The sequence below is a fragment of the Actinoallomurus vinaceus genome (genome assembly GCF_039542055.1).
GTDB classification, from domain to species: domain Bacteria; phylum Actinomycetota; class Actinomycetes; order Streptosporangiales; family Streptosporangiaceae; genus Actinoallomurus; species Actinoallomurus vinaceus.
Genome location: NZ_BAABHK010000021.1, coordinates 1 through 22,841, shown reverse-complemented (window position 1 = coordinate 22,841; position 22,841 = coordinate 1). Strand labels below are relative to the sequence as shown.

Genomic DNA, 22,841 nt, shown 5'->3' with positions numbered 1-22,841 from the left:
AAGTATTCGTGCACTTCACGGTCATGGAACGTCCTGGAGCCGACCGGGGACCGCTCCGCGCCCGCTGTGCTCGAAGATGGAGACGTGGAGAACACAGGGACGCTGACGCTGGCCGCCGCACCGATCGGACGAGTGGAGGACGCGTCGCAGCGGCTGCGCACGGCCCTCGCGGAGGCCGACATCATCGCCGCGGAGGACACCCGGCGGCTGCGCCGGCTGGCCGCCGATCTGGACGTCTCCCCGACCGGCCGGATCGTGTCGTACTACGACGTCAACGAGCGGGCCCGCGCCGCCGAGCTCCTCGACGACCTGCTGGCCGGGCACGACGTGCTCGTCGTCACCGACGCGGGGCTGCCGGGGGTCTCCGACCCCGGCTACCGCCTCGTCACGGCGGCGGTCGAGGCGGAGGTGCCGGTCACCGTCCTTCCCGGACCGTCCGCGGTGACGACGGCCCTGGTCATCTCGGGGCTGCCCAGTGACCGGTTCTGCTTCGAGGGGTTCCTGCCCCGCAAGGCGGGGGAGCGCGCCGGGAGGCTGCAGGCACTCGCCGGCGAACCGCGCACGATGGTGTTCTTCGAGTCGCCGCACCGGATCACCGCGACGCTGGAGGCGATGGCCGCGGCGTTCGGGCCCGACCGGCGAGGCGCGGTGTGCCGGGAGCTGACGAAGACGTACGAGGAGGTGCGCCGGGGACCGCTGGGCGAGCTGGCGGAGTGGGCGGCCGACGGCGTACGCGGGGAGATCACCCTGGTCGTCGCGGGAGCGCCGGAGCGGGCGGGCCAGGTCGACGTCGCCGACCTCGCGGCGGAGGTGGAGCGACGGGTGGACGAGGGGGTGCCGCGGAAGCAGGCGATCGGTGATGTGGCGCGGGAGCACGGGGTTCCCAAGAGGGAGCTCTATGACGCCGTCGTTGCCCGCAAAGCAGATCATTGACCGTTATTTGACGTTCTTTTTGGGGAACTCGCCGTGCGCAACGCGGCACTTGGTGGGGAAAAATGACTCGGGTGCGTATTTCAAGCGGTACGCCGATTCCCCCGGGGGTGACGCTGATGCACGAATCCATGATCTCGCCCGAGACGTGGACCTATGAGTGCCTCGCGTGCTTGCACGAATGGCACGTCGAATTCGAGGTCGGGTACTGCGCCGACGGGCACGGCGGCGAGGTCGTCTACCACAGTCGCAACGGCCATCGCTGCACCTCCCCGTGGGCGGAGCTGTTCTGCCCGTCCTGCGGGTCGTACGACGTCAAGATCCTCCCCCCGGGCCGGCCGCAGAGCCAGGCCGTCCCGCCGCAGCGCCACGGAGAGCTGGAGATGATCTTCAAGCTCCGCCGGCTCCACGCCTACTGATCGACCGCGGGTCCGTCCCGCCGGCGCGCGGCGGCGCTGTGCCGCCGCGCGCGGCAGGGGGCCGGGCACGCTCTACGCCGGCACCGGCTCGTCGGACGAGGAGGAACCCGCGTCGGCCGCGTCGGATTCGTCCGACGCGCCGCCGTGGCGGCGGGCCACCCGGGCCAGCTTCCGGCGGGGCTCGGCGGAGAAGGTGATCGCCGCTGCGATGCAGGCCAGCGGCACGGTCGGCAGGACGTAGCGGTAGTCGAACTCGGCGGTGGCCGGCGGCACGAGCAGCAGCCCGGTCGCCGTGACCCAGGGCAGGAGCGCGGCGCCGCCCCACCGCCGCCACAACGGGATCAGCCCGGCCAGGCCGACGATGAGGATGCCGCCCAGCAGCGTGCCGGGCAGGTGGGCGTACTGCTGGTAGGTCCGGATGATCTTGGCGTACGGGTCGACGATGTCGGTGCGGGCGTCCCCTTGCTCGTAGGTGCGGGCCTCCGACGCGGCCGTACGGTCCCTGCTCATTCGCCACGTCGGTAGAGCGGCGGATTTCGTACCGAACTGGTACATCTCGTATGTCGCCCGGTCCGGGAACACCGTCCGCTTCCACCGGAACGTGAAAAGGAAGTCCTTTCCGACGACCTTCAGATAGTCGACGGGCTGCGCCATGATCGCGCGCTTGGCGAAGTCGCTGGCGAGCTGGTTCTGATAATCGGTGAACCGCGCCGCCGGAATGCGGTGGAACGGAGAGTTTCGGTTCCAGATGGCGTCCTGTGAGAAGACCAGCGGCGTGTGCGAGGTCTTGTTGTTCTTGCACAGGGCGTACTCGGTCACCGGCGGTTTGATCTTGTTGCAGTCCGCGAACGCCGAGACCCGCGCGTACAGGAACACGCCGCTGCTCATGGTCATGCCCGGCTTGCCGTAGTACGACCAGAACCATCCGGCATAGGCGGCCAGCGGCAGCGCGCACACCACGACGGTGGCCGCGATCACCCGCCACTTGACCCGCCGGACGAGGAAGTAGACGATCACGGCGGCCAGGACGGGCGTGCCGACCGTACGGGTCAGCGTGGCCAGCCCCAGCAGCAGCCCCGCCACCGCCCCGACCTTCCACGACAGGTCCCGGCCGTGCCACAGCAGCAGTGTGACGATCGACACGAGCAGGAAGCCGAACATCGTGTCGGACAGGATCAGGTGCTCGAGCTGGATCTGGTACCCGTCGAACAGCAACGGCGCCGTCGCCAGGCTCGCCCCCCACCCCGGCAGGCCGAACCTCTTGCGCAGCACCGCGTAGATCATGACCGCGGAGGCCAGGCCCATGAGGTGCTGGATCGTCGCGACGAGCATGAAGCTGTGGAACGGCTTCAAGATCCACAGCAGGAACGAGTAGCCGTCCGGCCGGATCGCATGTGGATACGGGCTGATCGCAACGTGAAGATAATCGAACGAATCGTTGAACCAGGACGCCGGCCGGTATCCCAGCGTGGCGATCATTCGGAGCAGCGCACCCGCCGCGAGCACCACTGTAAAGATCTTGTGCCGGCGCATGAGCGCCCACAGCCCCGATCCGCGAACGGCCGGCGCCTCTTCCGTCACATGCTCGTCAACCGTGGTGACCTGCGATTCCTCATCGGATCGCGCACCGGTCACCACGGAAGCCGTGCCCCGCTCTCCGGCGTTCGTCAAGTCCGGACCGACCTTCCTGGACCGCACAGCCCCTATCCTGATATCCCCAGCCTGCCGTTGCACCAGCGCTCCATGTGGAGTTAAAGGTTGCGACTTTGCAACACGCGACCGCTCGTCGGCAGGCATCATGGATAACACGCGCCACTTGTCGGAACACGACGAGGTTAGTCGAAAAACCCCCAAGCCAGTGCTGCGGGGTGATGGAGGACACGACGTGGAACTCTCCGTAGTGATGCCGTGCTTGAATGAGGCGGAGACCGTCGAGACCTGTGTTCGTAAGGCCCTCGGATTCTTCGAAGAGCACGGTGTCGACGGCGAGGTCATCATCGCCGACAACGGCAGTACCGATGGCAGCCGGCAGCTGGCCCGCGACGCGGGTGCCCGGGTCGTGCCTGTCTCCGCCAAGGGGTACGGCAACGCCCTGATGGGCGGCATCCGGGCCGCGCGCGGCACGTATGTCGTCATGGGCGACGCCGACGACTCCTACGACTTCACCAGCCTGATGCCGTTCCTGGAGCAGCTGCGGGACGGTGCGGACCTCGTCATGGGCAACCGGTTCAAGGGCGGCATCGCCCCCGGCGCCATGCCCCCGCTGCACAAGTACCTCGGCAACCCGGTGCTGAGCTTCATCGGCCGGCTGTTCTTCCGCAGCAAGATCGGTGACTTCCACTGCGGGCTGCGGGGTTTCCGGCGCGACTCGATCCTGCGGCTGGAGCTGCAGACCGGCGGCATGGAGTTCGCCAGCGAGATGGTGGTCCGCTCCACCCTTGCCAAGTACGACATCCGCGAGGTCCCCACCACCCTGTCGCCCGACGGCCGGTCGCGGCCGCCGCACCTCAGCACCTGGCGTGACGGCTGGCGCCACCTGCGCTTCCTGGCGCTCTACAGCCCGCGCTGGCTGTTCCTGATCCCCGGCCTCATCATGATGGTGCTCGGTCTCGTGGCGGGGGTCGCCCTGTCCGCCGGGCCGATCCGGTTCGGCGAGGTCGCCTTCGACGTCGACACCCTCGTCGGCGCCTCGGCGGCGCTGGTGATCGGCTTCCAGGCGGTGATCTTCGCACTGCTGACCAAGGTCTATGCCATGGAGGAGGGCTTCCTTCCCCATGACAAACGGGTGCAGCGCATCATCGACTCCTGGAGCCTCGAACGCGGCCTCGTCGTCGGCGGGCTGCTCGCGCTCGCCGGTCTCGTCGGGCTGATCGCCTCGCTGTTCCACTGGCAGGTGCACAGCTTCGGGCAGCTCGATCCCCGGCACTCGCTGCGCATCGTCGTGCCCGCCGCCACCGCGCTCATCATGAGCTTCCAGATGATCTTCGCGTCGCTGTTCGTCAGCATCCTCGACATCCGCCGCCGCTCGCACCCGCCGGTGACCGACCCGGCGGACGAGGCCGCCGACGTCGTCGACGCCGCGGCGCACAAGGTCCAGAGCGAGAGCCAGGACGCCGAGCGCGCGACGGAGCAGCGGGACGACGCGAGCGCCGCCGCCGACGAGGCCGCCGCTCCGGAGGCCGCCGGCGACGCCGAGGCCTCCGTGGCCGCCGCGACCTCCGAGTCCGCTGGGAGCAGCGAGGACAAGGCCGACAAGACCGTCTGACCCGCGTCGTGAAAGGCCCCGGCGATCCGCCGGGGCCTTTTTCGTCGTAAAAATGGATACTCACGCGAGATCCGGCGTTCACCCAACCTTTGGGGGATGTTCGGCGTCCTAGATGATCAATGACGTTGATCATCTAGGACTTCATTCCGTGACGAACCTGCGCATTCCCGCGCCGCCTCAGCGGTACGACATGCCGGCGCCCCGGCGGCCGCTCAGCGGACACGAGGTCTTCGCGGCGCTGCTCACCCTCGCAGCCGCGCTACGGATCACCACGATGCTCGGCTACCGTCCGGCGCGCGTCTACTACGGGGACTCCTACGCGTACCTGGCCCTGGCCGCGCACCCCAAGCCCTCGTCGGGGTTCCAGCCCAGCGGCTACCCGTTCTTCCTCATGCTGCTGCGGCCGTTCCACAGCGTCACCCTCGTCGTGGGCGTGCAGCACGCCCTTGGCCTGGCCACCGGCATGCTGGTGTACGCGGCGCTGCGGCGCCACGGACTCCCCGCCTGGGCCGCGTCGGCAGCCGCCGTCCCGCAGCTGTTCGACGCGTCGTTCCTGCAGCTCGAACACGCGGTGCTGTCCGACGCGCTGTTCATCTTCCTCGTCGTCGCCGCGATCACGGTTCTGATGTGGTCGCCGGGGCCGACCACCCGAGCCGGCGCCGCGGCGGGTGCGCTGCTCGCACTGGCCGCGCTGACCCGGACGATCGCCCTGCCGCTGCTCCTGCTGGTCCTGGCCCACCTCGCGCTCCGCCGGATCGGCTGGCGGCCCGTCCTGGCGACGGCGGCCGCCGCCGCCCTGCCGATCGCCCTGTACGCGAGCTGGTACGCGTCCGTCTACGGCCGGTTCACGCTCGCGGGCGGCGACGGGGTCGCGCTGTGGGCGCGGACCATGACGTTCGCGAACTGCCGGCGGATCCGTCCGCCTGCGGAAGAGGCCAGGCTCTGCCCGGCCGGTGCCCGCCAGGACGCGGCGGGAGAATACGTCTGGGCGGCCGACTCGCCGATCAACCGCTTCCCCGGCGGACCGGCGGCGGCCAACGAACCCGCACGCTCCTTCGCGCTGCGGGCGATCGCCGCACAGCCGCTCGACTACGCGGCCGACGTCGCGGGAGACGTGTCGCTGGCGTTCCACTGGACCCCGGCCCGCCATCCGAAACGGGTCACCCCCGCCTTCGGCTTCGCGAAGGGCCGCTGGCCGCTGCCGGACCTCCCGGACGCCAAGAAGGCCCTCGCCTCCTACGACGCCGACGTCGGCGACTACCGGTCGGTGGAGCCGTACGCCGGCTTCCTCCGTGCCTACCAGTACCCCGCCTACCTCCGCGGTCCCGTTCTGGCGGCGATCCTGGCCCTCGGCGCGCTCGGAGCACGGCGCCGCGCGCTGCTGCCGTGGACGGTCGCGGCCGCGCTGCTGGTTCTTCCGGTGGCGGTCCTCGACTTCGACCACCGGTACGTCCTGCCGGTCGTGCCGATCGCCTGCATGGCGGCCGCGCTCGCGGCGGCGGACCTACGGACGGGACATCGCCGAGGGAGCCTGCCGCAGCGTGCTCTCGTCGGTGTGATCCACTGATCCACTCGCCCGCGTGTAATCGGCCGTCCGCCGTACGGGACTACTTCGCGACCGACCTGAACCGATGCGAAGGACGGCAGGAGTGAACGACCCCGCCGAGAGATTCACCGCCCTGTACGACCGGTACTACCGGAACGTGCTGGGCTACGTGTTGCTGCGCGTCGAACAGGGCGCCGCCGAGGACGTCGTCAGCGAGGTGTTCCTGATCGCGTGGAGGCGGCTCGACGACCTGCCCGAATCGCCGCTGCCCTGGTTGCTCGGAGTGGCGCGGAACCTGCTCTTCAAGCAGTACGACGCCGTGCGCCGGCGGCAGGTGCTGACCGACCGGCTCGCGGAGGCGGCCGGCGGACTGGACCTGACCGGCCTGGACGTGGCCGAGCAGGTCGTGGAGCGCGACGCCGCGAAGGCGCTCCTGGCCGAACTGGGCGAGAAGGACGTCGAGGCCCTCGTGCTGGCGACCTGGTACGGGCTCACCCCCCGGCAGGCCGCCCGGGTCCTCGGCTGCACGGCCGCGACGTTCACGGTGCGGCTGCACCGCGCGCGCAAGCGGCTGGCCAAGGCGACCTCCGCCGCGTCCTCCCGCAGCCATCCGGCCGCCGCCGGCCGGATGGCGCTGATCAACGAGGAAGCCCGATGAGACGTTCGCGTGAGACGGCAGGAACCGCCATGAACCACACCACCGACCCGATCGACACTCTCCGTACCCACGTGGACGCCCTGGCCGAGGACGGCTACCGGCGGCGCCGCGGCACCGACCTGACCCGGGTGCTCGCCTCCGCGCGGAGCGACCGTCGGGCCCTCCCCACACGGAGCCGGCGGCCGGTGCTCCTCCTCGCCGGCGCGGCCGCCGCGGTCGTGGCGCTCGGCGCCGCGGTCGTCCCGGGCGTCGTGTCCGGGCACGAGGCGAAGCCCGGGCACGGCGGGTCGGCGCCCCGGACACTCGACGTGAAGACCGTGCTGCTGACCGCCGCCGAGACCGTCGCCAAGGAGCCGGCGGCGGCCCACGGCCGCTTCTGGTACACCCAGAGCCGCGAGATCGAGCGGGCCAGGCAGCCCGGCAACGGGCTGAAGCCGAGGGGCGTCAGCGCGAACGGAGGCCCGAGGACGGGCCCCTACTACCCGTACACGGCCTACGTGAGCATCACGTGGGAGAACTGGGTCCCGTACCAGCAGGGCGACACCAGCCGCACGGTGGACAAGGACATCACGACCAGCTTCGGGTCGCCGGCCGACAAGGCGGCGTGGAAGCGGGCCGGCTCGCCCTCCCTCACGGACATGAAGCCCTTCTCGGCGGACTCCCGTGCGGGGCAGGACCCGTTCCTGGAGATCGGGCTGCCGAAGGGCACGTTGGCCAAGGACCTGCCGAAACTGCCGACCACGCCGGACGGGCTCAAGGCACTGATCCAGAAGGACTGGAACAAGGCGCCGGCGACGCAGCGGAACACGCTGTCCGCCTACATCTGTGAGATGGCGCAGAACGTCATCACCGCCCCGGTCACGCCCGCCACCCGCGCGGCCGCGTACCGGCTGCTCGCCGCCCAGCCGGGCATCCGCATGGTCGGCAAGGTCCGCGACCGGCTCGGTCGCTCCGGGGTCGCCCTGGCCATGCGGCGCGTGGAGCTCGGCACGGACCGGAAGCCCCAGCAGGTCGAGGTCCACACGATCTTCGATCCGAAGACGGCGAAGATCCTGGGGTCGGAGACGTACGACATCAGCGGCGGCAAGGTCGCCGGCCGGCCGTCGAGGATCAGCCTTCTGGTCGGCTCCGGCTGGACCGACGGGATCGGCACGCCGGCCCGCGGCTGACGCATGAAGGAGGGGCGTGCGGCGTCGATCGAGGGCCGGCGCCGCACGCCCAGGGCCCGTATACCGGAAAGTCGATATCGGAATGAGTCATCGACGAGTGCCCCGTAGGCTTAGCACATGTCCAGCCGTCACATCCTGACCGCGCCCGCTTGGCCGTACGCCAACGGGCCCCGCCACATCGGGCACGTCTCCGGCTTCGCGCTGCCCGCCGACATGTTCAGCCGCTACCAGCGGATGGCGGGCAACAAGGTCCTGATGGTCAGCGGCACGGACGAGCACGGCACGCCGATCCAGGTGCAGGCCGACAAGGAGGGCGTGTCAGCCCGTGAGCTGGCCGACCGCTACAACGGGGTGATCGCCCAGGACCTCCACGGCCTCGGCATGTCGTACGACCTGTTCACCCGGACGACGACGCGCAACCACTACGCCGTCGCCCAGGAGATCTTCAAGGGCCTCCACGACAACGGCTACATCTTCGAGAAGAAGACCATGGGCGCGATCTCCCCGTCCACGGGCCGCACCCTGCCCGACCGCTACATCGAGGGCACCTGCCCGATCTGCGGGTACGACGGGGCACGCGGCGACCAGTGCGACAACTGCGGCAACCAGCTCGACCCGATCGACCTGATCAACCCGCGGAGCCGCATCAACGGCGAGACGCCGAAGTTCGTCGAGACCGAGCACTTCTTCCTCGACCTGCCCGCGTTCTCCGAGTCCCTCGGGTCGTGGCTGCAGGGCAAGGAGGGGCTCTGGCGGCCGAACGTCTACAAGTTCACCCGCAACCTCCTCGACGACATGCAGCCCCGGCCGATCAGCCGCGACCTCGACTGGGGCGTGCCCGTGCCGCTGCCGGGCTGGGTCGACCGGCCGGACAAGCGGCTGTACGTCTGGTTCGACGCGGTCATCGGCTACCTGTCGGCGTCCGTGGAGTGGGCCCGGCGCAGCGGCGACCCCGATGCCTGGCGCGCCTGGTGGCAGAGCCCCGACGCCGAGACGTACTACTTCATGGGCAAGGACAACATCGTCTTCCACGCCGAGATCTGGCCGGCCATGCTGCTCGGCTACAACGGCGACGGCGACAAGGGCGGCACGCCCGGCTCCCTGGGCAAGCTCAACCTGCCCACCGAGGTGGTGTCCTCGGAGTTCCTGACCATGGAGGGCAGGAAGTTCTCCTCCTCGCGCCAGGTCGTGATCTACGTCCGTGACTTCCTGGAGCGGTACGACGTCGACGCGCTGCGCTACTACATCGCGGTCGCCGGGCCGGAGAACCAGGACACCGACTTCACCTGGTCGGAGTTCGTCCGCCGCAACAACGACGAGCTCGTCGCCACCTGGGGCAACCTGGTGAACCGCTCGGTCTCGTTCGCGGCCAAGAACATCGGGGAGATCCCGGCCGCCGGCGAGCTCACCGACCTCGACCGGGACATCCTGGAGAGGTCGCGCAAGGCGTTCGACGCGGTCGGCGCGGAGCTGGCGCGCTCGCGGTTCAAGAACGCCGCGAACGAGGCGATGCGCACCGTCGCGGAGGCGAACAAGTACCTGTCCGAGCAGGCGCCGTGGAAGCTGAAGAACGACGACCCGGAGCGGATGAAGACGATCCTGCACGTCGCGCTGCAGCTCGTCGACGACGCCAAGTCGCTGCTCACGCCGTTCCTGCCGGGGTCCTCGGAGAAGGTCCACCGGATGCTCGGCGGACAGGGCGAGTGGAGCGGCACCCCAGAGATCCGCGAGGTCTCCGAGGAAGGCGGCCCGGACTACCCGGTCCTGACCGGGTCGTACGACACCGAAGCCCGCTGGGAGTCGCGCCCGATCACGGCCGGCACGCCGCTGGCGCCGCCCAAGCCGCTGTTCGCCAAGCTCGACTCCTCGGTCGTGGACGAGGAGCTCGCGCGGCTCGAACAGTCCTGACACACGGCGTAGCGTCACTGGGCAGGGTGCTCACGATGGGGGCGGAGATGGAGACGTCCAACGGGTTCCGGGGGGCGGCCTTCCCGCCGCTGCCCGAGCCGTTGCCGGTCGAGGTGTTCGACAGCCACTGTCACCTGGACATCCTCGAGGTGCCGATCACGGAGGTGCTCGCCGCCGCCCACTCGGTCGGCATCCGGCGGGCCGTGACCGTGGGCTACGACCTGGCCTCGTCACAGCACGCCGCCGACGCGGCGTCGACGTACGACGACGTGTACGCGGCGGTGGCGATCCACCCGAACGACGCGGGTGACGCCACCGCCGACGTCCTCGCCGACATCGCCAAGCTCGCCGCCCTGCCGTACGTCCGCGCCGTCGGCGAGACCGGACTCGACTACTACCGCGACTGGGCCGCCGTCGAGGACCAGCAGCGGTCGTTCCGCGCCCACATCGACATCGCCAAGCGCAGCGGCAAGGCCCTCGTCATCCACGACCGCGACGCGCACGACGACGTCCTGCGCATCCTGGCCGAGGAGGGCCCGCCAGAGAAGGTCGTCTTCCACTGCTACTCCGGCGACCGGGAGATGGCCAAGGTCTGCGCCGACCGCGGCTACTACATGAGCTTCGCCGGCAACATCACGTTCAAGAACGCCGCCGACCTCCGCGAGGCGGCCGCCGTCGCACCGCTGGACCTGCTGCTCGTGGAGACCGACGCCCCGTACCTCACACCGGTGCCCCACCGCGGCAAGCCGAACGCCCCGTACCTCGTCCCACTCACCGTCCGCTGCCTCGCCGAGACCAAGAACGTCGACCTGGCCGAGCTCTGCACCGCCATCGCCACCAACGGCGAACGCGTCTTCGGCCCCTGGTGACACGACCTCTGACGGACCGCGGAGGATCAGGGGACGATGACGGGACGACCCCGCGCGTACGGGACACTGGATCCGTGGGTGAACGACTTCTCGGGCCGGCCGACGTACGCGAACTGGCGAGCGGGCTGGGGCTGCGTCCGACCAAGACCCTCGGCCAGAACTTCGTGATCGACGCGAACACCGTGCGCCGCATCGTCCGCGACGCCGAGGTCGCGCCGGAGGACGTGGTCCTGGAGGTGGGACCGGGCCTCGGCTCTTTGACCTTGGCCCTACTCCCGGCCGCGAGCCGCGTCGTGGCCGTCGAGGTCGACCCGGCGCTGGCACAGCGACTGCCCGCGACCGTCGCCGAACGCGCCCCGGACCTCGCCGACCGCCTAGAGGTCGTCCCCGACAACGCCTTGCGAGTCGCCGAACTGCCCGGCCCGCCGCCCACCGCGCTCGTCGCCAACCTCCCGTACAACGTCGCGGTGCCCGTCGTGCTGCACCTGCTCGGGGCGTTCCCATCGATCCGCCACGGGCTCGTCATGGTGCAGGCCGAGGTCGCCGACCGGCTCACCGCGGGCCCCGGTGGCAAGGTGTACGGCGTGCCGTCGGTCAAGATGGCCTGGTACGCGCACGCCCGCCGCGCCGGCAACGTCGGCCGCGCGGTCTTCTGGCCGGCGCCGAACGTCGACTCCGGCCTCGTCGCCTTCACCCGCCGCGAGCCGCCGTCCACCTCGGCCTCCCGTAAGGAGGTCTTCGCCGCGATCGACGCCGCGTTCGCGCAGCGCCGCAAGACCCTCCGCGCGGCCCTGGCCGGCTGGGCCGGTTCGGCCGCAGCGGCGGAGGCCGCCCTGCGCGCCGCCGGAGTCGACCCGACCGCCCGCGGCGAGTCCCTCGACGTAGAAGCCTTCACCCGCATCGCCGAGCACCGGCCCCCGTCGCCTACGATCGGTTGATCGTGACCACTGTGACCGTGCGCGTGCCCGCCAAGGTGAACCTCCAGCTGAGCGTCGGCCCTGTCCGCGACGACGGCTACCACGACCTCGTCAATGTCTTCCACGCCGTCTCGTTGTTCGATGAGGTGACCGCTTCCCCGGCCGACGCGCTCAGCGTCACGGTCGAGGGACCGGCGGGCGTGCCGACCGGTCCTGACAACCTCGCGGCGCGCGCCGCGACCCTGCTCGCCGAGCACATCGGCCGGCGGCCGGACGTTGCCTTGCACATTCGTAAGGACATCCCGGTCGCCGGAGGCATGGCCGGTGGTAGCGCCGACGCGGCGGCTGCTCTGCTGGCCTGCGACGTGCTGTGGGGGGCTCGGCTCGACCGGGAGACGCTACTCGAACTCGGCGCCCGGCTCGGCAGTGACGTCCCGTTCGCGCTGCTCGGTGGTACTGCCGTCGGGCTCGGTAGGGGAGAGCGGCTCACTCCTGTCGAGGTGATGGGGGAGTTCCACTGGGTGTTCGGGTATGCCGACGGCGGTCTTTCCACGCCTGCGGTGTACGCAGAATGCGATCGGCTGCGCGCGGCAGGGGAGCAGGACAGTGTGTGGCCGCGGGTGTCGGATGATCTGATGGCCGCGCTGAAGACCGGTGACGCCGAGGCGCTCGGCCGTGCTCTGTACAACGACCTGCAGCCGGCGGCGCTCAGCCTGCGCCCGTCGTTGGGTGAGGCGCTGGCGGCCGGCCGTGACGCGGGTGCCGTGGGTTTCCTCGTGTCAGGCTCCGGGCCGACCTGCGCCTTCCTCGCCGCCTCTCTGGATCACTCGGCCGAGCTGGCCGCCGCCCTGAACGAGTCGGGCCGGTTCGCCGCCGTACGCCCGGCCGTCGGCCCGGTCCCGGGCGTCACTCTGCTCTGAATCGGCGTATCGGCGGGGGCACAAGCCGTGAAACGGTCGATCCCCCGGCCGCACGGTCACGGCTTGGCAAAGCACACGGCAAGTAGCCTGGACGTCACCTGTCAGAATCCGTAAAGTCTAGGACGTTTTTGGGATATGACGGGGTGTGCAGGGGTCGGCGAGATGACGCATCATACGAGCGTCGGCGTCCCTGCTGAGACAGTGCGGTGCACGGGGGTGCTCGCACGAGGAGGCGATGGCTGTTGCCACCGGTGAACGCGAATTCCGTCCCGTTCCAGACGTACAACAGTTGGCCGGGCATCGACGACCCGGGCAAGCTGAGGGTGAACACACCACAGATCAGGGTGGCGGCCAAGCGACTCGAGGCTCACCTTGAAGATCTCCTCGCGGCGACTGAGAAGCTGAACCGCCCCGAGCCGGTGGCGTTCGGCCAGTGGGACGCCGCACTGTCGTTCCAGCCGAGTGTCGAGGCCGGCCACCAGTCCCTCGCCGACCAGCACAGCCGGGTCCTGCACGCCCTGATGAGCACGATCAAGAAGCTGCATCGTGCGGCGAACGTGTACGACGCGAACGAGGTGGACCTCGAGCGGCGGATCGCCGCCGTGGACAAGCGTCTGAGCGTCCAGCCCACGGCCGACCTGGGAGGCCACGACCCGTCCTCGGCACCGTCCAGGCAGGTGCCGGCGGTGCCCAATTCGTTGAACCCGGACGGGAGAAACTGACGTGGCCGACTCCGACTCGTTGCCCATGCGCGCTGGCGCTCCTTCCGGAACGCCTGGTGGCTACAACGATCCAGCAGACATCGACAAGCTTCTGAGGCAGACAGCTCCCGGCCACGTCAAGAAGGCTGGAAAGGATTACCAGACGTTCGCTTCGGCGCACGGGAAGTTCGCTGGTGACATGGTCACTGTCCGCGACATCCTTCATGAAGCTTGGGGAGGAGAAGACGCCGCCGCCGCGCAGTCGGCGCTGCGGGAGATCTGGGCTTCCTCAGCGGACCTCGACCAGGCCGCCCATGAATTCGGAACGGCGCTCGAAGACCACGGCCAGAACCTCGCCTGGCACCAGAAGAGGTCGTCCAAGTCGCCGTCCAAGAACCTGGCCGAAGCCCGGAGCTGGATGGCTGGTGCGAACGAGCGCATCTCTCAGGCGTGGATGGCGATGCCCTCGGAGGTCAGCACTAGCCTCCCGGCCAGGGGCGATATCGGTGGTTATTCTCCGGACGCTGGGGCCGGACCCACAGGTGGCGGCCCCACAGGAGGCCCTGCTGCGGGCGGAGTGTCAGGTAGCGGTGGACACGTGCCAGGACTCGGTGGCGGCGGAACTGGTTCCTCTGGACACGTCCCAGGCGGTGCTGGCCATTTGCCGGGGACTGGCGGCTCGAATACGAATCTCGCGGGCTGGACGCCGACGCCATCCAGCCCAGGGCTCGGAGGATCCGGCGGTGGGACAGGTCCTCTTCCGAGCGCCCCCGGTATTCCGGGAGCGGGCAGCGGATCGCCAACGTCGGGCTTGGGTGGCATGGTGCCACCAGGTGGTGTCGGCGGCATCAACAACCCCTGGAGTAGCCGCTGGGGCCAGGCTGGAACCGGCTGGGGTACAGGCGGTGCGGCGAGCGCTGCGGCCGAAGAGGCACAAGCCGCAGAGGCGAGCGCTGCCAGCCGAGCCGGGATGATGGGTCCTGGGGTCGGTGCGGGAGCTGATCGCGGTGAGCGCGAACGCGAACGCGCGACATGGCTCGTCGAAGACGAGGATGTGTGGAACGACGGTATCGAGGCAGGTCCCCAGCTCATCGGCGACGGAGCCGCCAAAAACGATTCCTCAAGCGAGAGTGATGCGTCAGCGGAAGATGTTCAGCTCGATCTATCCAGTGATAGCGATGATCTTGCCGAGCTTCTCAAGGAGCTAGATCTCGAAGACAGCGTCGAAGATCCGCAAGAGGAGATCGCTAGGCTCCGCGAAAAGATTGAGCAACTGGAGCAACAGGCGAGCTTTGATCAGAGCGGAACGGGGATCAGCGCTCAGGAACCCCGCTGGCCCTCCGAGGAAGATGCGTGAAGATTGTTTGGCGTTTCGCCGCAGGCATCATCGCCGTCGCTTCGGCGGTGGTGCCGACTGCGACGGCCAGTGCGCTACCTCAACCACGCCAGGAAGAGTGGTGGTTCTCCGCATGGGGTATCCAGAGCGACGTGTGGCCGACGACGACTGGCGCTGGCGTCACCGTCGCTGTTCTTGACACCGGTGTGAACGCTAAGCTCCCAGAGTTGGCTGGAGCGGTGCTGCCGGGTAGTGACACAACAGGACACAAAACCGATGGCCGTCAAGACCTCGATGAAGAGGATTATGGGCACGGCACTGCCATGGCAGCGCTTATCGCTGCCCACGGCGGAGGGGCCACTAATTTTGCGGGTATCGCGCCAGGGGCCAAAATTCTACCTGTCCACGTCACGCTACAGGCGGGCGATCCGGTAGGCCAGTACAAAACTTACGCGAACGGCATTAGATACGGCGTAGACCACGGTGCCAAAGTAATCAGCATTTCTCAGGCGGCGAATTCGGCAAGTCTACCCAACCACTGTGATCCAGATCTCCAGGATGCCGTGTCCTATGCGATCCAACACGATGTCGTCGTTGTTGCAGGTGCGGGCAACTGGGGGGATGGCACAAACTATCCGGTGCTTCCTGCTTCGTGCGCAGGAGTCCTGGCTGTAGGGGCTATCGACAAGACTTTGCAGCCATGGGCGAATACCGAGAGACAGCCGTATGTCGCGGTAGCTGCCCCGGGAGTTGGGGGAACCATCGGAAAGGCTGGGCGATACTTCGCTAAGAGCTGGGGAACAAGTATGGCCACAGCGCTGACGTCGGGCGCCATCGCTCTCATCCGATCGCGCAACCCAGATATGCCGGCACGGACTGTAGTTCAGCGGCTGATCGCGACAGCCCGCCCGTTGGGCTCTTCAAAATGGAACGACCAAACGGGGTACGGCGCCATCCAGATCACCGCCGCGATGAACCCTGATCGCTATCCTGTTTCATCCAACGCGTCGAATCCTGTATACGAGGCGTTTGAGAAGTGGCAAGCATCCCATTCAGGAGCAGCGAAGACTGCCGCTCCGACGCCGAGTTCCTCAGTGTCACAGCGATCTCGAAAGTCGACTCATGCGAGTAGTCGTATTGTCGCCATTTTCGTCGCTATAGCTGCGGCCGCTGCAGCTGCGCTTCTGATCGGCGGAATCCTATGGCGGCGCCGGACCAACGCCGACAAGATCGCCTCCGCCGCTGAGATGCAGGCACACGATAGATCATTTAATGTGCGAAACCAGTGAAGGCCGAAGATGAGCTTCCCTGACCCTGCCCTTTCCTCGGCGTCTACCGACGGGTCGAGCGATTCACCAAGGGGCGATTCGTCGGCACGTGAATACAGTGCTCTGAAGAAGGTGTCCGAAGGCGTCGCTTGGGTCTACGTTCCTACCCTTCCAAGTAAACCAGACGCAGGTGGCGGACCTCGGCAGGTTCAATTCGAGCTTCGCGCGCTCGCCGATGGTACCGGGGTGCTTCCCGTATTCACTGAGCAGGAGCATCTAGTTCAGCAGCTCGGCGAATATCAGCCTTTCGAAAGGATGCCCGTACTAGAACTCCTGGTCCAGCTATCGGAGGCCCAGGTGCGCGTCGCCGTAAACCCTGTTGTGCGAGAAGACGCCGAAAGATGGAGTGCTGACCGAATCGCGGCCTGGAGGATGGGTAACCGGTGAGTGACGGATACGAAGTTTCTTTTAGTGACCTGGCGAAGGCGTCCGCCGAGTTTTCTCGACAAGGGGATGCCTACGCCAACCTGATGACTCAAAAGCTGGCCTGTCCGTCAGGAGGGGACGCCGCGTTCGACAAGGCGCTCGATGTGACTCTAAACGGCCTTTATGAGATGCATGTCGTGCTCGCTCAAGCAGTAAGCGCGCATGCTTACAAGCTCGATTATGCGCGACGAAACTATCAGAAGACGGAAGGTAACGTGTTCGATTATCTCGTACGGCAGACCCCAACGCCGACCTATTGATATAAGGAGATGGGATGACGAAGAGTCCATCGCCCTTGCCGGCGTTGCATACCAACTGGATCGGCGGAGACATTCAAGGTCTTTCTGGTCTGGCTCAAGTTCTATTCAACTTTGCCGAATCCAGCAACGGGCCTGTCACTGATTTGAATCATGCGGTAAATCGTTTGGTGGGCAATCAGCCCTCATATAAGGGGGCGGCGGCAGGCGAATTTAAAGATAAATTCAGTCAAGATATGACCGATATAAATTGGCTCTCGCAGCGTGCCACCTCGATCGGTGACATCGTCGACCACCTCGCACTCGCTCTTGCAAAGCTGGAGGCCTGGCTGGAGAAAATCGCAGAAAGAGGTGTCGCTGCCCGCTATGTAGCTATAGACCAGTCGGGAAATATGAGCTTCCCGAAGGGCACATCGAATCCTGAAGTTCAGAAGTTCATCCAGGACTTCAATCAAAGGCGAGAAGAGGCTTTGGCTCTTGCCAAGAAGGCTCGGCGGGCGGCGGCGCAGCAACTTTCAGCCGAATATCGAGCGCTGTCCGCAGGAATGAAAAACTATCGCGACAACCACAAAGACTTGCTTTCAAAGAATGAGATTTCGGCGCTCGGGTCTTGGGTTTCCAAACTAGACTCCCAGTCTGGTTACTTCAACCCTAAGACGGGAACCAAGGAGCACCTTGTGCATGCGGCAGCCGGTGCGGGAATCGGTGCCACTGTTGGTGCAGTGATTGGCGGGGGCGTGGGTGGAGCTATCGGACTGCTTGGCGGTCCGGCCGCGGAAGTGACGGTCCCGGCAACGGCTGTGGCAGGAGCTGCTGCGGGCAATGCTATTGGCGCTAGTGTCGGAGGATTGGTGGGCGGCATTGTTGGGTGGGCATGGTGATGGGCGCTCTCAAAACCTCCCTAGACGTGTTTTATATCGCCGCTTCGATACTGGCCTTCATTGGCGGAATTAGCCTGATTTTCAACGTTAGACGATCGCGGAAGGTGACAGGTACTCGGAATACGCCTGTAGTCCTTAAGCGTGCCATGGGTGGTATATTGATCGTCTATTCACTTGTCTTCGCAGTGGGTGTGATCTGGAAAGTTGTCGGCGTGCTATGCATCCCACTTGCGATCCTCCTCTTCATAGTGCAGTCACGCATCAGGCGAGCTGCCTACGAATCTTTTCGAGATCAGCCTTGACTGGTTGCGATTTAGTTCACCCGCTACAGGTGCGTGCTTACATAATTTCTGTATAGCTCTGCAGATTGATCGACGGGTTGTGGCCACTGGCCCAGACAGCAGCGATTTCGTACCACTGGATTTACCTATCGCCGCCGCAGATGGTGACGTAGGTGGCGTAAGAGGCTTTTCTGGCGCCCCATCGTAGGAGCTGCCGTCGGTGCGGCAGTCGCCCCACTCGTAGGAGCGATCTTTGACTGAGGTTATGCGATGAGTTCCCATAGCATTGCATCGCAGGACTTCCTTGCCGGACATATACTTCTCGGTATCCTATATTCGATTATTGGCATTTTCCTCTCGGTCGGCCCTGTAATCGCGCTTTTTGGTACTGGAGGCTGGAATCTGGTCCGGCGAACCACGTCAACTTCGTGGCGGCTAGTTATTGGTGCCCTATGGGGAACAATGATCTGCGGCTTCGTAGCCGGCATCACGGTCCACTCAATCCTTCATTTTGCGCCGGCCCCGGGCGCTACTGCAACGATCTTCGTTGCTTATTTCTTCAGAAAGGGGCAGCAGTCCGAGGCGGGGGCAAAGGACTGAACGGATCTGCTGTTCGCCTACTCGACGAACTGCTCTGGTCGCCGGTTGATCGGCGGTTATTGTCGCCGCCGGGGCATCAAGCACGGCGTTCCTTCTTCGGGGTCGGTACCATGCCGCACCCGGCCCCATCGCTGGTGAGCTTCGTAGCAGCGCTGGTCCCTCCCGCCGTCATTGCTCCTGGTGTTATGGACGGTGATGACAGGGCGGAGGCGGTCGCCTTCAAGCCCGGACGGCCGTGCCCTCGCCGTCGGGCACGACTCCGGAACCGTTCGCCTATGGGATATCGCGAGTCGTCGTCTGGTCCGGACGATGATGGGCAGCCGGGTGATCGTGTATGTGGCGTTCAGCCCGGACGGCCGCACCCACGCCTGCGGCAGCGGCGACAACACTAGTCCGCTCACACACCTTTGGGACCTGACGACCGGGCATCGAAGCGACCTACCTGGGAGTGGCTGGGTCACCTTTAGCCCCGGCGGGCGGTTTTTGGCCGTCGCTAGCGGAGGCAATCAACTCTGGCCGTGGGAACTACCCCATCGCCGCAGGCGCGCCATGCTCCATGTCGCCGACCGCACCGACTTCGTCGCCTTCAGCCCATACGGCAAGACCCTGGCCTGCGGCGGAGGCGAAATAAACTACTAAGCGGTTGGCAGGTCGCCCTTGCTCTTACGAATGATCGTGGTACGGCCGGTTTCAATGATCACCGCACCATCAGCGTCGTTCGGCCTCGCGCGGTCGTTATAAGCCTGCGTGGTATGTCACGTCTTTGAGCTCCGGACCCATCCACGCCGGTATACACCTATTGTCACATCCCTTGACTTTGTGTATCGAGCTTGTTAAGTTCGCGAGCGTTCAGGGGAAAGTTACGGACACATCCGGCCGGAGGCTCACGTCCCGGTCGTTCCGTCGTTCACATGCGACGTTCTCTTTATGAGCATGGGGGCTCACGTGGGTGAGATGCTGGATATCATGCGCCGGACAAGGATTCGCGCGTCATCGCCGGACAAGTCACTCACCATCATCGTCTCCGGAATGCCCGCCAATATCAAGGTGGAAATCGCTCCCGGCGCACATGCCCGGCACACCGAACGTTCCTTCGAGCAGCAGGTGAATGCCGCTATCAGGGTGGCCATGGTCGGCTACCAGCAGGTGGCGATGAGGGCCTGGCGCAAGGCGGCCAGGGTTCCCGAACCGGAGTCGGCGGCCGGATCATCGCTGGAGCGTCGGCGCCGGGGCAGTGACGCGGGTGAACGCCGACGCCTGTTCATCGAGGAATAGGCTTCGGGATATGGTGATTCCCGCTCTCCGGCTCGTTGCCGGTTTCGCGCTGTTGGGGGCCGGGTTGGCCGGCTGCAGCGGATCCGGCTCGCCAGACCTCCCAAAGCCCTCTCCAAAGACAAGCCAGCGGGGCGCATTGCCGACGTGCATCGACGTCGTCCGGCATATTCCGCACACTGCCTTCGCCGTACAGGACATCAAGAGGTACCCGACGGAGCAGCCATCCGGTGCGTCCGTTCCTCAACCCCGTTTCGACCTCGACTGTCCCACCGCGTTCGGTCATCTTTCGGACGGCGGCAACGGAACCGCGGAAGTTCTGCTCACTCGCATGACTGTGCCCTCACTCGACGGCACGCCGCGGGCGAAATATCTCGGAAATCTCATTAAGAGCAAGTTGCAGAACAACATTTGCCTCGTCGAACGAATGGACGTGGACGTCCGAGGCGATCCTCCGGTCGCCGCAAGCTGCTACGCCGCACCGTTCGCCGGCCGGGCGGTCGTACAGGGCGACCTGGCGATCGTCGTGGGGGTTGGTGGGGAGCGGTCGGCGGATAGGGATGCCGGGCAGGAGCGCCGACTGCTCGAAAGCGCCGCGCAGGCGGTCGTGGACGCGGTCGCCCGCATGTCCTGATCGCGACGGAGGGATGAAATATGGATTCAATGCGTGACAGGTATGAGCGGGCCCTTGACGAACTTTCGCTCACTGTCAGGTCGCCAGGGCGATGGGCGACGCTGCGCCGGAGTCGCACCGGCGCGGTCACTGTGGAATTGAAGCGCGACACGCTGCGCCAGCTCGACGAGCAGCGACTCGCAGCGGAACTCCAGGTCGTTTTGAACGGGGCGTACCGCGCCTACCGAGAGCAGGGACGGAAACTCCGCCAACAGATCTTCGGCCCTGACTATGACGACATTCAGAATGCCAGCAGCGTGTAGGCGCGGAGGGACTCAAACGTGGTAACGCTTTCGGTCGAGGTGCAGGCTCTCGTCAGCCATGCGTCGTATCGTTATGACGACAGCCTGATCTGCGACGGCCTCCGGCACTTCGCCAGGTTCGCCGCGAACGTTCCGGATTCCGCCTGGGGACAGATGCCGTGGTCGCGGCGGTGGGCACAGGACTGGGAAAGCGCCACGTCCGCACGTGTACGGGAAGCTCAGACGGCGAGCGACCTTCAGAGTGAAACGGGATCGAAACTGTCCAAGGTGGCGGCAAACTATTCTCATACGGAAATCAGCACCAAGCTTTCCGCTGAGAGGCTGCTGTCCAAGGAGAACAGCTTCCTTCTCCCGTGGATCCAGGCGTCCGAGAAAGGCCAAGGATCCATATCGACAGCACCCGGACACACCCCACGTGGACCGAATTACGCGAACACCCCTGATCTGCCCTATCAGATACCCCCAGGCGATCCAGGTCCGGATGTCAACCCCAACGAACCGAAAAACCGGATTATGTTCGCCAGCGCGGACCACGACTTCGATCATCCATTCACCAAGGAACAGGGACACATTGTGCTGGCGGACCGGGCATTGATGGTGCTCGGCAACACGGCCGGACGGGCAGCCCTTAACCTATTCCTGAATGCCAACGAGCACTACATCCAGGACGCCCAAAACATTGTCAGGACCAATGGTGCCGCGACGAGTAAGATGCCACTGGACGACTTCATCCAGGATGTGCGCTTCGCCCTCCCCGGTGCCATCCAAAACCGTGCGGAGCTGTTCAACGCGCTCAGCAACGAGTACGGCGAACTCAGCACGGAGATGACAACTCAAACGAACGGGTTGAAGAGCTCCTGGCAGGGGCCGGGTGCCGAGGCATACGGCCTCCACGCTGACCGATGCATCAAGTACTTCGACACGCTGAAGGAGCAGGCGGCGTGGGTGGGTAGCGAGGGTTGCAAGGCGGCCCACACGGTCGACAGCCTGCAGTACGCCTACGCCCAGGCCGGTAACGCGAAGGTCGGCAACCTCATCACGGCGCTCAGGGCCTACAAGGACGCCGCCGCCGGCTTCACCAAGGGCTCGACCCAGGAGCCGCTCGCGCTTCTCGTAGACGCGCTGAGCGCGATGGCGAACGCCTTCTTTGCGAAATGGCAGCAGGCGAACGCGGACGCCGGCGAGATCCTGAAGATCGACCAAAAGGCGAGCGACACGGCCCCCAACCTTGGCGATGGCACGCATCGGCCGCAGTCGTTCCCGAGCGAGGCTGGCGCGGCACCGTACGACGACTCGAGCCATTGGAAACAATCCTGACGAGGAATCAGCCACTTCCGGGAACCGTCCAGGCCTGTACGCGGCGGTGTCGATCAGCAGCGTGTGCGGTGCCATAACTCGCCCACGGCATCTGATCTGGTCCTATGCTCGGCGCTCGTGTTCCTGCGCCTCCTGTATCTGCTGAAGGTTGTTCGGCTGGTTGACACTCCTCACGCGAAGCGATGTCTCCAAAGAGGTGGAGATTTTGGTGTTGCGACATGAGGTCGCCGTCCTGCGTCGTCTGCTGCGGAACCGCGCGGGAGGCGGACGCTGTCCTCTTTGATCAACCGGCCATCCGGTGATCGGTCCCGAGCCCGTACGCACACAAACTTCAGCTCGGGCTCGCGTTTCCGCAGATGAACGAAGATCGTGTAGTCGGTTTGTGTGCGGGCGGGTCCGGTGCCGGCGGCAAGGCGCGTCGTGCCCGGCACGGGCCAGGACATCGCAGGGCAGACTGCGGGCAGGAGTCGCGACGTGGAGGTGGCGCCGATGGCAGAAGGGGCTTCGATCGGGCCGGTGACGATCACTGTCTGCCGGGAGCAGGACGTCGAGCTGCTCGAGCGGCACGTGCCGTCGCCGGGGCGGAATCGGTTCCACGCACGCCGGTTCGCGCGTCAGGAGCAGGGCCTGAGCACGTACCTGGTGGCCTGGTTGGAGGACACGCCGGTCGGGTCGGGGGCGATCCTGTGGGACGGATGCGGGGCGGCCGAGGTCCGGCGGTGCTACCCCGACTGCCCGGAGCTCGGCGGGCTCGGCGTTTGGCCGCCGGAACTGCGGTCCCTAGGTGTACTGACCATGGAGGTTGGTGACGGCGACACGAGGTCGATGATCTTGTAATGGGTGAGGGCCTTCTGGCTCGGTGTGGATTGCGACATCTGCACCGGCGACCAGAAAGGCCCTCATGC

23 protein-coding genes are annotated in these 22,841 nt (G+C 66.3%); 22 read left to right on the top strand and 1 reads right to left on the bottom strand.

What is annotated here, in order from left to right; all coding sequences use genetic code 11:
* The first annotated feature begins 84 nt into the window (after positions 1-84).
* Together rsmI and ABEA24_RS46100 are read left to right on the top strand one after the other, a co-directional pair.
* Positions 85-933 (top strand): 16S rRNA (cytidine(1402)-2'-O)-methyltransferase, encoded by an 849-nt coding sequence (rsmI, locus tag ABEA24_RS46105; RefSeq protein WP_345441101.1) that lies wholly within the window; start codon positions 85-87, stop codon positions 931-933.
* A gap of 116 nt (positions 934-1,049) precedes the next feature.
* Positions 1,050-1,349, top strand: coding sequence for a hypothetical protein (locus ABEA24_RS46100; RefSeq protein WP_345441098.1), 300 nt, complete (start codon positions 1,050-1,052; stop codon positions 1,347-1,349).
* Positions 1,350-1,421: 72 nt separating this feature from the next.
* Here the strand turns inward: ABEA24_RS46100 and ABEA24_RS46095 are convergent, their stop codons facing one another.
* Entirely contained in the window at positions 1,422-2,930 is a 1,509-nt protein-coding gene (locus tag ABEA24_RS46095; protein ID WP_345441096.1) for a hypothetical protein, read from the bottom strand.
* A 304-nt stretch (positions 2,931-3,234) separates the two neighbouring features.
* Between ABEA24_RS46095 and ABEA24_RS46090 the strand changes: the two genes are divergently transcribed.
* The 20 genes from ABEA24_RS46090 (at position 3,235) to ABEA24_RS46005 (ending at position 22,773) form a co-directional block, all read left to right on the top strand.
* Positions 3,235-4,614: a glycosyltransferase family 2 protein gene (locus ABEA24_RS46090; protein WP_345441093.1), complete on the top strand. Its 1,380-nt coding sequence runs from the start codon at positions 3,235-3,237 to the stop codon at positions 4,612-4,614.
* Between the two features lie 148 nt (positions 4,615-4,762).
* Positions 4,763-6,181 (top strand): hypothetical protein, encoded by a 1,419-nt coding sequence (locus ABEA24_RS46085; RefSeq protein ID WP_345441090.1) that lies wholly within the window; start codon positions 4,763-4,765, stop codon positions 6,179-6,181.
* Between the two features lie 82 nt (positions 6,182-6,263).
* Entirely contained in the window at positions 6,264-6,818 is a 555-nt protein-coding gene (locus tag ABEA24_RS46080) for an RNA polymerase sigma factor (RefSeq protein WP_345441087.1), read from the top strand.
* Complete coding sequence (locus tag ABEA24_RS46075) at positions 6,815-7,987, top strand: CU044_5270 family protein (RefSeq protein WP_345441084.1); 1,173 nt, start codon at positions 6,815-6,817, stop codon at positions 7,985-7,987. Before ABEA24_RS46080 ends, ABEA24_RS46075 begins: the two co-directional genes overlap by 4 nt.
* Positions 7,988-8,104: 117 nt before the next feature.
* Positions 8,105-9,895, top strand: coding sequence for a methionine--tRNA ligase (metG, locus tag ABEA24_RS46070; RefSeq protein WP_345441081.1), 1,791 nt, complete (start codon positions 8,105-8,107; stop codon positions 9,893-9,895).
* A gap of 35 nt (positions 9,896-9,930) precedes the next feature.
* The gene (locus ABEA24_RS46065) at positions 9,931-10,764 is read left to right on the top strand and encodes a TatD family hydrolase (RefSeq protein WP_345441078.1); all 834 of its coding nucleotides are present in this window, start codon (positions 9,931-9,933) and stop codon (positions 10,762-10,764) included.
* Positions 10,765-10,838: 74 nt separating this feature from the next.
* Entirely contained in the window at positions 10,839-11,702 is an 864-nt protein-coding gene (gene rsmA / locus ABEA24_RS46060; protein ID WP_345441075.1) for a 16S rRNA (adenine(1518)-N(6)/adenine(1519)-N(6))-dimethyltransferase RsmA, read from the top strand.
* 11 nt (positions 11,703-11,713) lie between these two features.
* Positions 11,714-12,601, top strand: a complete 888-nt coding sequence (locus ABEA24_RS46055; protein ID WP_345441542.1) for a 4-(cytidine 5'-diphospho)-2-C-methyl-D-erythritol kinase — start codon at positions 11,714-11,716, stop codon at positions 12,599-12,601.
* Positions 12,602-12,852: 251 nt separating this feature from the next.
* A complete protein-coding gene (locus tag ABEA24_RS46050) occupies positions 12,853-13,323 on the top strand; it encodes a hypothetical protein (RefSeq protein WP_345441072.1) in 471 nt (156 codons plus the stop codon).
* Between the two features lie 799 nt (positions 13,324-14,122).
* Entirely contained in the window at positions 14,123-14,659 is a 537-nt protein-coding gene (locus tag ABEA24_RS46045) for a bZIP transcription factor (RefSeq protein WP_345441069.1), read from the top strand.
* A complete protein-coding gene (locus ABEA24_RS46040; protein ID WP_345441066.1) occupies positions 14,656-15,927 on the top strand; it encodes a S8 family serine peptidase in 1,272 nt (423 codons plus the stop codon). The genes ABEA24_RS46045 and ABEA24_RS46040 overlap by 4 nt, the downstream gene beginning before the upstream one ends.
* A 9-nt stretch (positions 15,928-15,936) precedes the next feature.
* Positions 15,937-16,353 (top strand): SseB family protein, encoded by a 417-nt coding sequence (locus ABEA24_RS53895; RefSeq protein WP_425551319.1) that lies wholly within the window; start codon positions 15,937-15,939, stop codon positions 16,351-16,353.
* A complete protein-coding gene (locus ABEA24_RS46035; RefSeq protein ID WP_345441063.1) occupies positions 16,350-16,652 on the top strand; it encodes a DUF6317 family protein in 303 nt (100 codons plus the stop codon). The genes ABEA24_RS53895 and ABEA24_RS46035 overlap by 4 nt, the downstream gene beginning before the upstream one ends.
* Before the next feature lie 14 nt (positions 16,653-16,666).
* Positions 16,667-17,530 carry a hypothetical protein gene (locus tag ABEA24_RS46030; protein WP_345441060.1) on the top strand — a complete coding sequence of 288 codons (864 nt, stop codon included), beginning with the start codon at positions 16,667-16,669 and terminating at the stop codon, positions 17,528-17,530.
* A 1,076-nt stretch (positions 17,531-18,606) separates the two neighbouring features.
* On the top strand, positions 18,607-19,050 hold the full coding sequence (locus tag ABEA24_RS53890) for a WD40 repeat domain-containing protein (RefSeq protein WP_425551318.1): 444 nt from the start codon (positions 18,607-18,609) through the stop codon (positions 19,048-19,050).
* Positions 19,051-19,356: 306 nt separating this feature from the next.
* Positions 19,357-19,686, top strand: a complete 330-nt coding sequence (locus tag ABEA24_RS46025) for a hypothetical protein (protein WP_345441057.1) — start codon at positions 19,357-19,359, stop codon at positions 19,684-19,686.
* 10 nt (positions 19,687-19,696) lie between these two features.
* Positions 19,697-20,317, top strand: a complete 621-nt coding sequence (locus ABEA24_RS46020; protein ID WP_345441054.1) for a hypothetical protein — start codon at positions 19,697-19,699, stop codon at positions 20,315-20,317.
* Positions 20,318-20,346: 29 nt separating this feature from the next.
* Entirely contained in the window at positions 20,347-20,619 is a 273-nt protein-coding gene (locus ABEA24_RS46015; protein WP_345441051.1) for a hypothetical protein, read from the top strand.
* Between the two features lie 18 nt (positions 20,620-20,637).
* Positions 20,638-21,936, top strand: a complete 1,299-nt coding sequence (locus ABEA24_RS46010) for a hypothetical protein (protein WP_345441048.1) — start codon at positions 20,638-20,640, stop codon at positions 21,934-21,936.
* A 489-nt stretch (positions 21,937-22,425) separates the two neighbouring features.
* Complete coding sequence (locus tag ABEA24_RS46005; RefSeq protein WP_345441045.1) at positions 22,426-22,773, top strand: hypothetical protein; 348 nt, start codon at positions 22,426-22,428, stop codon at positions 22,771-22,773.
* The last annotated feature ends 68 nt before the right edge of the window (positions 22,774-22,841 follow it).